The sequence below is a fragment of the Actinoplanes sp. NPDC051470 genome (genome assembly GCF_040682035.1).
GTDB lineage: Bacteria > Actinomycetota > Actinomycetes > Mycobacteriales > Micromonosporaceae > Actinoplanes.
The window spans coordinates 75,434-89,954 of the sequence record NZ_JBFBAA010000001.1 but is presented as its reverse complement, the minus strand read 5'-3'; the positions used below and the strand labels follow the sequence as shown (position 1 = coordinate 89,954).

11 protein-coding genes are annotated in these 14,521 nt (G+C 71.4%); 10 read left to right on the top strand and 1 reads right to left on the bottom strand.

Annotated elements, in window-relative coordinates:
• Positions 1-47 precede the first annotated feature (47 nt).
• The 8 genes from ligA to AB0M54_RS00370 all read left to right on the top strand — a co-directional run bounded on the left by ligA (position 48) and on the right by AB0M54_RS00370 (position 10,832).
• The gene (ligA, locus tag AB0M54_RS00405) at positions 48-2,150 is read left to right on the top strand and encodes an NAD-dependent DNA ligase LigA (protein ID WP_364468308.1); all 2,103 of its coding nucleotides are present in this window, start codon (positions 48-50) and stop codon (positions 2,148-2,150) included.
• Between the two features lie 127 nt (positions 2,151-2,277).
• On the top strand, positions 2,278-4,317 hold the full coding sequence (locus tag AB0M54_RS00400) for a bifunctional diguanylate cyclase/phosphodiesterase (protein WP_364315055.1): 2,040 nt from the start codon (positions 2,278-2,280) through the stop codon (positions 4,315-4,317).
• 14 nt (positions 4,318-4,331) lie between these two features.
• Complete coding sequence (locus AB0M54_RS00395; RefSeq protein ID WP_364315057.1) at positions 4,332-4,895, top strand: DUF6245 family protein; 564 nt, start codon at positions 4,332-4,334, stop codon at positions 4,893-4,895.
• A gap of 166 nt (positions 4,896-5,061) precedes the next feature.
• Complete coding sequence (gene gatC / locus AB0M54_RS00390; protein WP_364315059.1) at positions 5,062-5,361, top strand: Asp-tRNA(Asn)/Glu-tRNA(Gln) amidotransferase subunit GatC; 300 nt, start codon at positions 5,062-5,064, stop codon at positions 5,359-5,361.
• 5 nt (positions 5,362-5,366) lie between these two features.
• A complete protein-coding gene (gene gatA, locus AB0M54_RS00385; RefSeq protein ID WP_364468306.1) occupies positions 5,367-6,830 on the top strand; it encodes an Asp-tRNA(Asn)/Glu-tRNA(Gln) amidotransferase subunit GatA in 1,464 nt (487 codons plus the stop codon).
• A 1,691-nt stretch (positions 6,831-8,521) separates the two neighbouring features.
• Positions 8,522-8,947 (top strand): hypothetical protein, encoded by a 426-nt coding sequence (locus tag AB0M54_RS00380; protein ID WP_364468304.1) that lies wholly within the window; start codon positions 8,522-8,524, stop codon positions 8,945-8,947.
• Positions 8,948-8,975: 28 nt separating this feature from the next.
• Positions 8,976-9,584, top strand: a complete 609-nt coding sequence (locus AB0M54_RS00375; RefSeq protein ID WP_364468302.1) for a hypothetical protein — start codon at positions 8,976-8,978, stop codon at positions 9,582-9,584.
• A 132-nt stretch (positions 9,585-9,716) separates the two neighbouring features.
• Complete coding sequence (locus AB0M54_RS00370) at positions 9,717-10,832, top strand: MFS transporter (RefSeq protein WP_364468300.1); 1,116 nt, start codon at positions 9,717-9,719, stop codon at positions 10,830-10,832.
• A 93-nt stretch (positions 10,833-10,925) separates the two neighbouring features.
• Here the strand turns inward: AB0M54_RS00370 and AB0M54_RS00365 are convergent, their stop codons facing one another.
• Positions 10,926-12,365: a M1 family metallopeptidase gene (locus AB0M54_RS00365; protein WP_364468298.1), complete on the bottom strand. Its 1,440-nt coding sequence runs from the start codon at positions 12,363-12,365 to the stop codon at positions 10,926-10,928.
• Between the two features lie 71 nt (positions 12,366-12,436).
• On the opposite strand from AB0M54_RS00365, the gene gatB reads away from it, so the two are divergent.
• Both gatB and AB0M54_RS00355 read left to right on the top strand, forming a co-directional pair.
• Positions 12,437-13,933, top strand: a complete 1,497-nt coding sequence (gene gatB / locus AB0M54_RS00360) for an Asp-tRNA(Asn)/Glu-tRNA(Gln) amidotransferase subunit GatB (RefSeq protein WP_364468296.1) — start codon at positions 12,437-12,439, stop codon at positions 13,931-13,933.
• A 132-nt stretch (positions 13,934-14,065) separates the two neighbouring features.
• The gene (locus AB0M54_RS00355) at positions 14,066-14,473 is read left to right on the top strand and encodes a VOC family protein (RefSeq protein ID WP_364468294.1); all 408 of its coding nucleotides are present in this window, start codon (positions 14,066-14,068) and stop codon (positions 14,471-14,473) included.
• Positions 14,474-14,521: the final 48 nt, after the last annotated feature.

Below are 14,521 nucleotides of genomic sequence, written 5' to 3'. Positions count from 1 at the left end.
GGGGTGGGTACTAAATTGGCCTCCAAGCACGAAACACGGAGGTCAGGGTGCCCAACGAGATCGCGGAACCGTCGGCCGAGGTGAGCACGGCCCACGCCGAGCTGGCCGAGGAGTTGCTCGGTCATCAGTACCGCTATTACGTGCTTGACTCGCCGACCATCGCCGACGCCGAGTTCGACCGGAAGCTGAAAGAGCTCGAGGCGATCGAGCAGAAATACCCCTCGTTGCGTACGCCCGAGTCGCCGACGCAACGGGTCGGCGGCACGTTCTCCACGCTCTTCACCCCGGTCGAGCACGCCGAGCGGATGATGTCGCTGGACAACGTCTTCGACATCGACGAGCTCCAGGCGTGGTCCGACCGCACCGTCCGTGACGCGGGCGGCCCGGTGCCGTTCATCTGCGAGCTCAAGGTTGACGGGCTGGCCATCAACCTGACCTACGAGAAGGGCAAGCTGGTCCGCGGGGCCACCCGCGGCGACGGGCGCACCGGGGAAGACGTGACCTCCAACGTCCGCACGATCCGCGAGATCCCCGAGCGGCTGACCGACGACGACCCGCCCGAGCTGCTCGAGGTGCGCGGCGAGATCTACTTCCCGGCGTCCGCCTTCGCCGACCTCAACGCACTCCTGGTCGAGCAGGGCAAGGCGCCGTTCGCCAACCCGCGCAACGCGGCGGCGGGCAGCCTCCGCCAGAAAGACCCGCGGGTCACCGCCTCCCGCGGGTTGCGCATGGTGGTGCACGGCATCGGCGCGCGTAAGGGCTTCACCCCCGATTCCCAGTCCCATGGGTACGAAGCACTGAAGTCGTGGGGGCTGCCGACCAGCGAGCGGTGGAAGCTGGTCGACGGCATGCCCGGGGTCCGCGACTACATCGACTACTACCGCGAACACCGGCACGACGTCGAACACGAGATCGACGGCGTGGTGATCAAGGTCGACCCGGTCTCGATCCAGGGCCGGCTCGGCTCGACCAGCCGGGCGCCGCGCTGGGCGATCGCCTTCAAGTACCCGCCCGAAGAGGTCACCACCAAGCTGCTCGACATCCAGGTCAACGTCGGACGCACCGGCCGGGTCACCCCGTTCGCGGTGCTCGAGCCGGTGAAGGTGGCCGGTTCCACGGTCGGCCTGGCCACGCTGCACAACGCGCGCGAGGTCGAGCGCAAGGGCGTCTGGATCGGCGACACCGTGGTGCTGCGCAAGGCCGGTGACGTGATCCCCGAGGTGCTCGGGCCGGTCATCGACCTGCGGCCCGACGACGCGCGCCAGTTCGTGATGCCGACCGAGTGCCCGGCCTGCGGCACGACGCTCGCTCCGGCCAAGGAGAGCGACATCGACATCCGCTGCCCCAACAGCCGGTCCTGCCCGGCCCAGTTGCGCGAGCGGGTGTTCCACCTGGCCGGCCGGGGCGCGTTCGACATCGAGGTGCTCGGCTACAAGGCGGCCCAGGCGCTGCTCGACGAGCACATCATCACCGACGAGGGCGACCTGTTCGCGCTGACCGCCGACGACCTGATGCGCTCGCCGTTCTTCGTCAACAAGGACGGCAGCCTGGGCAGCAACGCGACGAAGCTGCTGGAGAACCTCGAGGAGGTCAAGGGCCGGCCGCTGTGGCGGGTGCTGGTCGCGCTGTCCATCCGACACGTCGGCCCGACCGCGGCGCAGGCCCTGGCCCGGGAATTCGGGTCGATGGAAGCGATCGAGGCGGCCGTCTCGTCCGACGAGGGCGCCGAGAAGCTGTCCGAGGTCGACGGCGTGGGCCCGACGATCGGGGTCAGCCTGCGCGAGTGGTTCACCGTCGACTGGCACCGCGACATCGTCCGCAAGTGGCGCGAGGCCGGCGTGCGGATGCGCGACGAGCAGAGCGACGACGGCCCGAAACCGTTGGCCGGCCTGACCCTCGTGGTGACCGGCACGCTGGCGTCCTTCTCGCGCGACGCCGCCACCGAGGCGGTCACCTCACGCGGCGGCAAGGTGAGTGGCTCGGTGTCGAAGAAGACGTCCTTCGTGGTGGTCGGCGACAACCCCGGCAGCAAGTACGACAAGGCGCTCCAGCTGAAGGTGCCGGTGCTCGACGACGACGCCTTCGCGGTGCTGCTGTCCGAGGGGCCGGAGGCGGCCCGGGCGGTCGCCGAGATCGCCACGGACGAGTGATTCTCCGGCCGTAGCGCGTTCGGCGGCCCTTCTCGATTTGATATCTGGCGAGTCTGTTTCGCGTAGATATGTCGGCCCACGCCTATCGTGAGGAGCATCGGCCGGTCGACGCCACCGTGGAGGTCGCATGGAGACCGCACAGCTACGCCGCGCGGTGCCCGCCGCCCTGGTGACGGGTACGACTTCACGGCGTCGGCGGCGGCCCTCCTCCCGGGCGGTGCTCTACGTTCTGGTGGCCGGCGCCGAGTTCCTGCTGTGGGCGGTCTCCGGGCCGGCCGGGCTGCCCTCCGCGTACTGGGTGATGGCCGTGCTCGCGGTCGCCGTGAACGTGCGGCCCTACCTGGTCGCCGATCGCCGCTCCAGCTCGATCATCCTGCCGTCCATCTGCTTCACCTTCGCGATCACCCTGGCCTGGGGCATCGTCCCGGCGCTGGCCGCCGAGATCGCCGCGGTCACCGTCGCGGCGAGCCGGATGCGCCGCCCGCTCCGGCGGACCGTCCACCTGATCGTCCAGCACGGCGTCGCCCTGGCCGCGGTGGCCGTCGTCGCGAGGGTCACCGGCCTGCACCCCGGCGGCGACCCCGGCTGGGACGACGCGCTGGTCACGGTCGGCGCGGCGGCCGCCTGGATGGCTGCCCGGCTCGGGCTGGCCGCGTTCGTCGCCCGCTGGCGGTCCGCGCCCGGCCCGCGCCGCGTCCGGCACGTCGAGCTGTTCGCCACGGCGGCGCTGCTGCTGCTCGGGCCGGTGGTGCTGGCGGCCGCCACGGGCGGGCCGGCTCTCGTACCCCTGGTGCTTCTGGCCCTGCTCGCCGTCCATCGCATGGTGCGGTCGACCGGCGAGTCCGAGCGGGCCGGCCGGGTCGACGCGCTGACCGGCCTGCCGAACCGCCGGGCCCTGCAGGCGTCGGTCGTGGAGCGTGGGCTCGGGCGCGGCCTGCACCGCCCCGAACGCCAGCTCGCGTTGCTGCTGCTGGACATCGACCGCTTCCGTACGGTCAACGACGCCCTCGGCCACGCCCTCGGCGACCGCCTCCTGATCGAGGTGGCCCGCCGCCTCGCCGCCGCCGTCCCGCCCCACGACCTGGTCGTCCGCCTCGGCGGGGACGAGTTCGCGGTGCTGGCCACCCGGGTCGACGGTCCGGCCGCGGCCTGCCGCATCGCCGGGCATCTCGGCGAGGCGCTGGGCCGGCCGTTCCTGCTGGGCGGCACCACGGTCGACGTCAGCGCGTCGATCGGCATCGCCGTGCAGAACGAACGCGGATCCGACGGCGCGGCGCTGCTCCGGCAGGCCGAGGCCGCCATGTACGACGCCAAGCAGCGGGGCGACCAGGTCGCGGTCTACGGGCCGGACGCCGCCCACTGCTCGCCGGACCGGCTGACCCTGCTCGCCGACCTGCGGCGGGCGTTGCTGGAGGACCGCGGGTCGGACGGGATCACGCTCTTCTACCAGCCGCAGATCGCCATCGCCACCGGCGAGGTGGTCGGGGTCGAAGCGTTGCTGCGGTGGCGGCATCCGACACGCGGGCTGGTCGGGCCGGAAGAGCTGTTGCGGGTGGCCGAACAGACGCCGGTCATGCGGATGCTCACCGCCCGGGTGCTGCGGGAAGTCATCGCCCAGCTCGGGGTGTGGCGTGCGGCCGGGCGGGACATCCGCGCCTCGGTCAACGTCAGCGTGCGCGACCTGCACGCCGGTGACATCGCCGATCAGATCTCGGCGCTGCTGGCCGCGGCCGGGGTGCCGGCCGGGATGTTGCAGCTGGAGATAACCGAGAGCGCGTTGATGGCCGATCCCCACCGGGTGGTCGAGACGATCACCCGGCTCGACCGCATGGGGGTGGCGATCAGCCTGGACGACTTCGGGACCGGGTACTCGTCGCTGCAACATCTGCGGAGGTTGCCGCTGTCCGAGGTGAAGATCGACCGGTCGTTCGTGCTCGGCATGGTCGGCGATCACAGCGACGCCGCGATCGTGCGGTCGGTGATCGGGCTGGCCGCGGCGCTGGGGCTGCGGGTGGTGGCCGAGGGCGTCGAGGACGAGCGGACCTGGCGGGCGCTGGCCGAGGTGGGGTGTCACGCGGCGCAGGGCTGGTTCCACGCCCGGCCGATGCCGGTCGAGGAACTCGGGGTGTGGTGGGCACGATATCGACCGATCCACCCGGCCTGTTGATAGGTTCCTCCGTCGTGGACGAGGCGGACGATGTACGGCGAATGGTGCTCCGGCTGGCGGAGGCGCTCGCGGCGCTGGGTGTCGACGATGTCGCTCGCGGCGAGGACGACCATCTCGCCGCCGTGGACGAGCTCGGCGGGCCCGACGCCTACCGGGCCTGGCTGGCGTCCGCCCTGCTCGGGGCGGCTCAGGCCGAGGCCATGGTGGCCGACCGGCTACCGCTCAGCCGCGACTCGCGGTACGCGGTGTGGCAGCGGCAGCTCGAGGCCGCCGGGGCGGGGGACGGCGCCCGGCGGGACGAGCTGATCCGGTGGCAGGTGCGGCGGGCCTGTGCTCAGCTGCCGGGCATCGCCCAGGAGAGCCGGGCCGACCCGATCCCGCTGGCCGCGGCTCAGGCCGCGGAAGGCTTGCAGACGCTGCTCGGGGTCGGGGCGGTCACCCGCGGCGCGGTCGAGAGCGGCGACGTGCGGCGGCTGGCGGCGCAGACCGCCCGGCTGCGGGAGGCCCGCAACGCCCTCCAGGCCGCCGTCGACAACACCGACGTCCTGCTCGAGCTGCTGGGATCGGTTGATCTTTAGAAGAGTGACCCAGCACGCACGTGGAGCGGAGCGACCCTCGGCGGGAGCAACGGTCTGTACCACCCACCCGGCTACGACATCAAGATGGTGAACTGCCCCGGAGGGAGAGCCTTCGGCGGCGCGAAATAGACTTCGCGGGACGGACGAACGGCGACGGAGGACTCACATGGCTGCCATCTCGCGCGATGAGGTCGCGCATCTCGCGCGCCTGTCGCGGCTTGCGGTGACGGAGGAGGAGCTCGACCGGTTCGCGGGTCAGCTCGACGTCATCCTGCAGTCGGTGGCGCGCGTGGGTGAGGTGGCCGCCGACGACATCCCGCCGACGTCACACAGCGTGCCGCTGACGAACGTGTACCGCGACGATGTCGTGCAGCCCAGCCTCACCCAGGCCGAGGTGCTGTCCGGCGCGCCCGATCAGGCCGAGGGCCGCTTCCGGGTGCCCCGGATCCTGGACGAGGAGGTCTGACCGCCGTGAGTGATCTCACCCGGATGACCGCGACCGAGCTCGCGGGCCTGATCAAGGGCGGGGACGTCTCCGCCGTCGAGGTGGCGACCGCCCACCTCGACCGGATCGAAGCGGTCGACCCGCAGGTGCACGCGTTCCTGCACGTCGACCGCGAAGGCGCGCTGGCCGCCGCCGCCGAGGTCGACCGCGGCGACAAGTCGGCGCCGCTGGCCGGTGTGCCGGTCGCCGTCAAGGACGTGATGGCCACCAAGGGCGTGCCGACCACCGCCGCCTCCAAGATCCTGGAGGGGTGGCGGCCGCCCTACGACGCCACCATCGTCGAGCGGCTGCGCACGGCCGGCACGGTGATGCTCGGCAAGACGAACATGGACGAGTTCGCGATGGGCTCCTCCACCGAATACTCCGCGTACGGGGCCACGAACAACCCGTGGGACCTCGGGCGCATCCCCGGCGGCTCGGGTGGTGGCAGCGCGGCGTCGCTGGCCGCGTACGAGGCGCCGCTCGCCATCGGCACCGACACCGGCGGCTCGATCCGCCAGCCCGGCGCGGTAACCGGCACCGTCGGCGCCAAGCCCACCTACGGCGGCACCTCCCGCTACGGGCTGATCGCCTTCTCGTCCTCGCTGGACACCCCCGGCCCCTGCGCCCGCAACGTGGCCGACGCCGCCCTGCTCCACTCGGTGATCGCCGGCCACGACCCGCGCGACTCGACCTCCATCCCGCAGCCCGTCCCCGACGTGATCGGCGCGGCCCGGCGCGGCGCCGACGGTGACCTGACCGGCGTCAAGCTGGGCGTGGTCAAGGAGTTCGCCGGCGAAGGCGCCGAGCCCGGCGTGCTGACCTCCTTCCGCGAGTCTCTCGACGCCCTGGTCAAGCTGGGCGCCGAGGTCATCGAGGTGTCCTGCCCCCACTTCGAGTACGCGCTGCCGGCCTACTACCTGATCGCCCCCAGCGAGTGCTCGTCCAACCTGGCCCGCTTCGACGGCGTCCGCTACGGCCTCCGCGTCGGCGACGACGGCAACCGCTCACTCGAAGAGGTCATGTCACTGACCCGCGAGGCCGGCTTCGGCCCCGAGGTCAAGCGGCGCATCATCCTCGGCGCGTACGCCCTGTCCAGCGGCTACTACGACGCCTACTACGGCCAGGCCCAGAAGGTCCGCACCCTGATCACCCGCGACTTCGAGTCCGCCTTCGAGCGCGTCGACGTCCTGGTCTCGCCAACCACCCCCTTCGTGGCCTTCCCGTTCGGCTCGCGCACGTCCGACCCGTACCAGATGTACCTGGCCGACCTCTTCACCATCCCGACCAACCTCTACGGCGGCCCCGCGATCTCCGTGCCGTGCGGCCTGTCCGAAGGCCTGCCGGTCGGCTTCCAGGTGATGGCGCCGACCATGGCCGACGACCGCATGTACCGCGTGGCCGCCGCCCTCGAATCGGCCGTCGGCACACTGACGCCGCCGGCTCTTTAAGACCCTCAGGGGTACGCGCACAGCGAAGCCGGCGTGGCAGACACGCCGGCTTCGTGCTTGGTCAATGCCGTTGCCCCCGAGCCGGGTTGTCCCGCATGGTCGACGGCCCGACGACCGCGCCATCAACTTCGGCTGCCGCTGATTGCTCCACTCCCGTGCCGGACGCCGTGGTGTTCTGTCGCCCGGCCGACGACCATCCCAGCGCCGCCCTCGCACATCCTCCGCGAGGGCGGTGACTGACGACGGCCGGGCCGCTGGGCAGTGGGGGTGATTGGCTTGCCCCCGGGCCCCGGCCCTCAGCGGCACTGCGAATAGCGCTGCGCCCCACCATTGGAAGCCGTCGCAGTGCCCCGGGTTTGATCGGAACCGCTCCCGATCGCCGTGGAGCAACGGGGAGTCGAAGCCTGGGCGCCCGCCTGGCTCCCTCCCTCCCTCCCTCCCTCCCTCCCTCCCTCCCTCCGGTGAAGGTGCTGACCCGACCGCGAGGCAGGTCTGCGGAGTGGGCGGCCTGACGGCCGGAACGGCAGGTCTCACCGGCAGCCCGGTGTCCTCGTGTGTTGATTTTCGGCTCTGACTGGCGGTGGCAATCCACAGCATCTGTCTCCTGTGGACAGCTACGGAAGTTCGTCAGTCGAGCGAGCTACATTCCTTCCCACCCAGCGGGGGTGGGGGAGGTGGCGGGGCGGCGGTGCGCGGTGCGGCGGTGCGGGGCGGTGCGCGGTGCGGGGCGGCGGTGCGTTGAGGGCGGGTGGCGCGGTGCGGCGCGGGCGGCCGTGGGGGCGTGACAGCGGTGCGGGGTGGCGGCGGTGCGGGGTGGCGGTGCGGTGTGGCGGTGCAGTGCGTTGTGGGGAGGCGGCGGTGCCGGTGGGTGGGGTCGAGACGGCGCTTAACCGTGGGCGGTGCATCGCTCTACGCCGCCGCGTCGCCGGTGTCGCTTTGGCGGGCGCGAGCGGCACGGCGCTGCTCCGCAGGGTCGAGAACATGACCGCCCTCGAGCTCTGCGTGATCTGACTCTTCCCTGACGGCCAGCCGGCTCCCCTCCGCACGTTGACCCGCCCCGCGAATGCCTCCAAACGTCGGCGGCGCAGGCGTCGGCTCTACCAAAGACTCTACTGTGGAGGGTTAGCGATCGCCGACGATCCTTGGGGCCGTGCGGCGATGTTTCCGCTCGATGGTCGACCGAGCGGATTCGGCCACAGCGGAGTGGGTCGACAATGCCTTGGCCCGAGCCGCGAAGGCGAGAATGGCGCCGCCGGGCACTGTCATTCCGTCCCTACTTGCCCGCCGTCTTGCTGCTGACCGACGATGGTTGTTCTGCGAGGCCGCCGCGTCGCTGCATCGGCCTGTGGCCAATGGGAACAGGGTCGAGGGGAAGTGGGCCGGGCGATGACGGTCGAGCGGGAGTGGGCCGGGCGATGACGGTCTAGCGGGAGTGGGCCGAGCGATAGGGCCGAGCGGGAGCGGGCAAAGCGATAGGGCCGAGCGACGAGGCCGAGCGGAAAATGGTCGAGCGCAAGAGGCCCGAGCGCAAGAGGGCCCGAACGCAAGGGGGCCGGGGGAAGCCGGCCGAACGGAAGCGGCCGAACGGGAGCGGCCCAACGCAAGATGGCTGAGCGCAAGAGGATGGTGTCGCTGCTGCGATCGACGGTCTGGCGCGGAATCCGGGGCTCCCGCCGGCGTTGATCCGGCGGATGATCGCCGCGCGGGCCACCGCCAAAGTGGCGGAGCGACCCGACCTGACCGAGGACATGATCGCGGCGATCATCGAGGCTGGTAAACATCGGTTTCTGCACACGTTGGCGCTCAACACGAGCGTGCCGCAATCCGTGGCCGTGCGGCTGTCGATGTCTTCCGACGAGATTGTTCGGGCTGCCCTCGTGGCGCGTTCGGGGCGTCCGCGCGAGGTGTATGCCGCGCTGGTCGAGGACCCGTTCCGATACGCCCGCGAGTGGCTCGCCCAGAACGACGATATTCCCGCCGATCTGCGCGCCCGCCTGACCGATGATCCGGACACCGAGGTGCGCGCCCTGCTCGGGCGGTGGTGGGTGGGAGCCCCCGACGAGGTCAGGCGGAAGCTGCTCACCGACCCGGTCGATCGCGTGCGAGTACGCGTGTAACACCTACTACGCGCGGCTGCCGAATCCCGTGCCGCCCGCCGATCTGGTGCCGGCGCTGGTGGCCGACCCGGTGACGCGCGCCGGGATGATCCGGCATCTGCCCGCTGGATCTTTCCTGGGTGACCGCGGATTCGGCTCTCCCTACCCCTGCTTCCGTGCCTCGGCCGCGCGCAGCACCACCTTGCCGCACGACGTGCAGCGACGCCTCCTGGACGACGAGCGCAATGTGGTCCGGACGGCGATGTTCCGCACGTTCGGCGACCGGATGGACCCGGCCACGGCGGAACGCATTGATCGGGCCTTCGGGCCGAATCGGAAGGTCCGGGTGGCGCCTGGCCGACGATTACACGTTCCCGGTCGAATTCCTGCGACGCTTCGCGACCGACGACGCTTCGCGACCGACGACGATCCGCGGAGGCGGTGCCTGGCGCCGTGCGACCCGGATCTGCCGTCCGAGTCGTGCGCGCTGCCGACGATGATGCCGCCGTCCGTGGGGCGGTCGCGTCCCACCCGAATCTGCCCGGCTCGCCCTGCTGACCGACGGCTCGGTGGTTGTCTCGGACGAGGTCGCCGCCTCACCGCCTCACCGCATCTGCCCGTTGCCGGGATGGTGCGGTTAGTCTCGAAGCTCACGTAGGTCTCCGGCGATGGGGGCCGGCCTGCGGCGCGTGTCCCGCCGCAGGCCCGGCATGAGCAGGTCCCCGGCGAGGTCACGGGTCGGTTGAACGACCCGGTGATCCGCCCCTCCGGTCGGTGGAGGGGACACGCCATGCGTTATGTCGAGTTGTTGCGTCTTCCGGGGGCGGCGGCGTTCTTTGCGGCGGCGAGCATCGGCCGGGTGGGCATCGCATCGAGTGGTCTCGCGGTCGTGCTGGCGGTGCGGTACGGCACCGGCTCCTATGCGACGGCGGGGGTGGTGGCCGGCTGCTTCGCGGCGGCCGAAGCGGTGGCCGGGCCACAGACGGCGCGGCTGATCGATCGGCACGGACAGACGCGGGTGCTTCCGGCCCTGTTGCTGGCGCATGCGACCGCGGTGGCGTTTCTGGTGGCGCCCGGAGGTCCACGATGGATGGCCGGGTTGCTGCTCGGCGCCACGGTTCCGCAGCTGGGGGCGCTGTCGGGCGCGCGGTGGGTGGCATTGCTCGAACCGCCGGACCGGGCGGTGGCGTTCGCCCTGGAGTCACAGGCCAACGCGGTGGCGTTTCTGGTCGGGCCGGTGATGGTCAGCGCCGTCGCGGCGGCCGGGCGGCCCGTTCTGTGCCCGGTGCTGGCCGGCGGGCTGATCGTGGCCGGGGGACTGTGGCTGGCCGCCCAGCGGAAGACAGCGCCGGCGGGGATGCGCGGCGGGCCGGGACGCTCGGCGTTGCTGAGCCGGGCTTTCCTGGCGATGGCCGGAGTCAACGCGGCCCTCGGGGTGTTCTTCGGGGCGGTTCCGGTGGCGGTCACCGCGTTCACCGCCGAGCGGCACATCGAATACGCGGCAGCTGCGCTGTTCGCCGTGTCCAGCGGCGCCGGCCTGCTGGGTGGGTGGCTGTACGGACGATGGCCGCGCGGCCGCCTCACGACGGCGGCCGTTGCCCTGTGTGCCGGATCTGTCCCGCTGGTCCTGGCCGGCGGCCCGCTGCTGCTGGCGGCCGGGCTGGTGCTGACCGGTGCGGTGATCCCGGTGATCCTCGTGCTCGGCAACGTGCTCGTCGTCCGGATCGTCGACCGGGCGGCGCTGACCCAGGCCTACACGTGGCTCAACACAGCCGCCGCGACCGGGTCGGCGGCGGCCGTCTCCGCCGCCGGCTGGGCCATCGACCGCGGCGGTTCCCACGACGGCCTTCTGATCGCCGCCGGCGCCACCGTCGTGGTGGCCCTGATCGTGGGTTTTGGAGGGTGACCCAGCACGCACGTGGAGCGGAGCGACCCTCGGCGGGAGCGACGGTCTGCACCACCCACCCGGCTACGACCTCAAGCCTTTGATCTTCCGACTTCAGGCCGGCGTGGTCTTCGAGTCGAGCCACTTGTTGATGAGCGGCCCATACTCCTTGCCGGTTTTCTTGTTCACGAAGGCGATGAACGACGCGCGGTCCTGGTGGGTGTTCCGCTGGGTCTGGACCCAGTCGCGGGCCAGGGCGAAGAACGCCTTGTCGCCCAGCTTGTCGTGCAGTTCCTTGAGCATGGCGGCGGGGCAGAGGTAGACGTTGCTCTCGGCGAAGTACGCCGGGTTCGGCTTGCCGGGCGGGCCGGCCTTCTTGCGCAGCTTGGCGTCGTTCTGGCGGAGGTAGCGTTCCAGGTCGGCGTCGCTGAAGCCGTCGCGTTCCTGCTGCCAGAGATATTCCACGTACGTCGTCCAGCCCTCGTTGAGCCACAGGTCGGTCCACGTCCGGGTGGTGACCGAGTCGCCGAACCAGTGGTGCGCGTACTCGTGGACCAGCACGCTCTCGTAGTTTCCGGCCTGCTCCTTGTTCCACTTGCCGGTGACCTTGCCGCCCAGCGTGATCATCTGCTGGGTCTCCATGCCGGAGATCGAGTCGACGGTCACCACGCCGGCGGTCGGGAACGGGTAGGGGCCGAACTTCTTCTCCAGCCAGGTGATCGCGGCCGGGGACTTCTTGAGCACGGTGAGCAGGTTGTCGTCGACTTTGGGCCGGGTCCAGTAGGTGAGCGGCAGACCGTGCGGGCCGGTGGCGGTGGTCTTCTTGAACTTGCCCACGGCCAATGTCACCAGGTAGGTCGCGACCGGATCCTTGCTCGAGTAACGGAAGCCGGCCGCCGGCGTGCCGCTCGCCACCGCGGACCAGCCCTTCGGCACGGTCACCGCGATGTCGTAGAGCGCCTCGTCGGACGGGTGCTCGTTGGCCGGGTACCAGGTGAGGGCGCCCCACGGCTCCTGCATGGCCCACAGCGAGCCGTCCTTGGTGACGTGCAGGCCCAAGCCCTCGTCGGCGTCGCCGCGGCGGGACGGCATCGGCACGGTCTTCGGCGTCCCGTGGTAGTCGACGACGAGCGTGACCGGCCGGTCGGCGGTCACCGCCACCGGGACGGTCAGCTTCTCCTTGGCCACGGCGCCGGTCGCCGGGACGCCGTCGACGGTCACCTTGTCGACGGTCAGGGCGGTGAAGTCGAGCGACAGGCCGGCCGCGTCCTTGGTGGGGCGGATGCGCAGGGTCGCCGTGCCGGTCAGCGTCTTCGACGCCGGGGCCCAGTCGAGCTTCAGGTCGTAGTGCAGCACGTCCAGGCCGGGGTTGCCCCGCCGCGGGTAGAGCTTGTCGGCCACCGGCGCCGACTTCCCACCGGCCCAGGCGGCGTAGTCGACCGCCGGCGCCGCGGACGCCGAGGCCACGGGCGCGGGTGGGGCGGGGGCCGCCGGTGCGGAGGTGCAGCCCGCGACGAGAAGCGGGACGGCGAGGACGAGGAGGGCGCGGCGCATGGCGGAGACCGTACCCAAATGATCTTGACCCATGGGGGCAGGCCGAACAAAGCGCCTACTACGCTTGTCCCATGACCGTCACGACCCTGCCGTCCTACGACGATGCGATCAGCCGATACGAGCCCGTGATCGGCCTCGAGACGCATGTCGAGCTCGGGACCAGGACGAAGATGTTCTGCGGCTGCCCGACCGAGTTCGGCGCCGAGCCGAACACCCAGGTGTGCCCGGTCTGCCTGGCCCTGCCGGGGTCGCTGCCGGTGGCCAACCGGGCCGGCATCGAGGCGACCATCCGCATCGGCCTGGCGCTCAACTGTGACATCGCCGCCTGGTGCCGCATGGCCCGGAAGAACTACTTCTACCCGGACATGCCCAAGAACTTCCAGATCTCGCAGTACGACGAGCCGCTGTGCACCGACGGCTACGTGGACGTCGAGATCGACGGCGAAACCGTGCGGATCGGCATCGAGCGGGTCCACCTCGAGGAAGACACCGGCAAGACGCTGCACGTCGGCGGGGCCACCGGCCGCATTCACGGCGCCACCGAGTCGCTGGTCGACTACAACCGCGCCGGCATCCCGCTGGTCGAGATCGTCACCAAGCCGGTGCCGGGCATCGGCGCGCGGGCGCCCGAGGTGGCCCGGGCCTACGTCACCGAGCTGCGCGACATCATCCGCTCGCTCGGCGTCTCCGACGTCCGCATGGAGCAGGGTTCGCTCCGCTGCGACGTGAACACCTCGCTCAACCGGCCGGGCGCCGAGTGGGGCACCCGCACCGAGACCAAGAACGTGAACTCGCTGCGGTCGGTCGAGCGCGCGGTCCGCTCCGAGATCATCCGCCAGGCCGGCCTGCTCGACGCCGGCGGCCGGATCATCCAGGAGACGCGCCACTTTCAGGAGGACACCGGCGACACGCGAACCGGTCGTTCCAAGGAGGAGGCGACCGACTACCGCTACTTCCCCGAGCCCGACCTGGTGCCGATCGCGCCCGACCCGGCCTGGGTCGCGGAGCTCAAGGCGGCCCTGCCGGAACGGCCCAGCTCGAAGCGGGCCCGGCTGCGCGAGGTGTGGGGCATCAGCGAGGTCGACATGCAGTCGGTGGCCAACGCCGGCGCGGTCGAGCTGATCGAAGAGACGATCGCGGCCGGCTCGTCGCCCGCCGGCGCGCGCAAGTGGTGGATGGGTGAGCTGGCCCGCCGGGCCAACGAGACCGGCCTCGAGCTGGCCGCGCTCGGCGTGACGCCGGCCCAGGTCGCCCAGCTCCAGGCCCTGGTCGACGAGGGCAAGCTCAACGACAAGCTGGCGCGGGCGGTGCTCGAGGGCGTCGTGGCCGGCGAGGGCGACCCGGCCGCGGTGATGGCCGCGCGGGGGCTCGGGGTGGTGTCCGACACCGGCGCGCTCCAGGCCGCGGTCGACGAGGCCATCGCGGCCAACCCCGACGTCGCCGCCAAGGTTCGTGACGGCAAGATCGCCGCGGCCGGTGCGCTGGTCGGCGCGGTCATGAAGACCACGCGGGGCCAGGCCGACGCCAAGACCGTTCGCGAGCTGATCTTGGCGCGGCTCGGGCAGTAGAATCTGGGGGTACGCCCACGGAGAGCCGGCGTGGCCCACACGCCGGCTCCGCGATGGGTCACCGCCGGTGCCCCACCGCCGGGTTGTCCCGCGGGGTTTCCGGTCCGCTCCCGATGGGGAAAATGGTGGGCCGTGGTCGACTACCCGCAGATGCTGCACACCGTCCTCGACACCCTGAACGCGCGCGAGCTGGCCGATTTCTATCGCCACCTGCTCAACCTCAAGTACCGCCCCGGCGATGAGCCGGCCGGCGCCGAGGACGACCCCGACTGGCTGGTGCTGGTCGACGACGCCGGCGTCCGCAAGCTGGCCTTCCAGCGGGTCGACGAGCTGACGCCGACAACCTGGCCGCGCCCCGACGTGCCGATGCAGCTGCACGTCGACTTCACCGTGCCGAGCTTCGAGGAGCTGCAACGCCAGCGGGCCCGGGCCGAGTCGCTGGGCGCCACGATCCTGCTCGACCGCACCGACAACCAGGACGAGCCGCTGTACGTCTTCGCCGACCCGGCCGGCCACCCGTTCTGCATCTTCGTGGCGTAGCCGCCCGACATTCCCGGTGCGCATCGTCACCTCGTCGCGTTCCTGGCG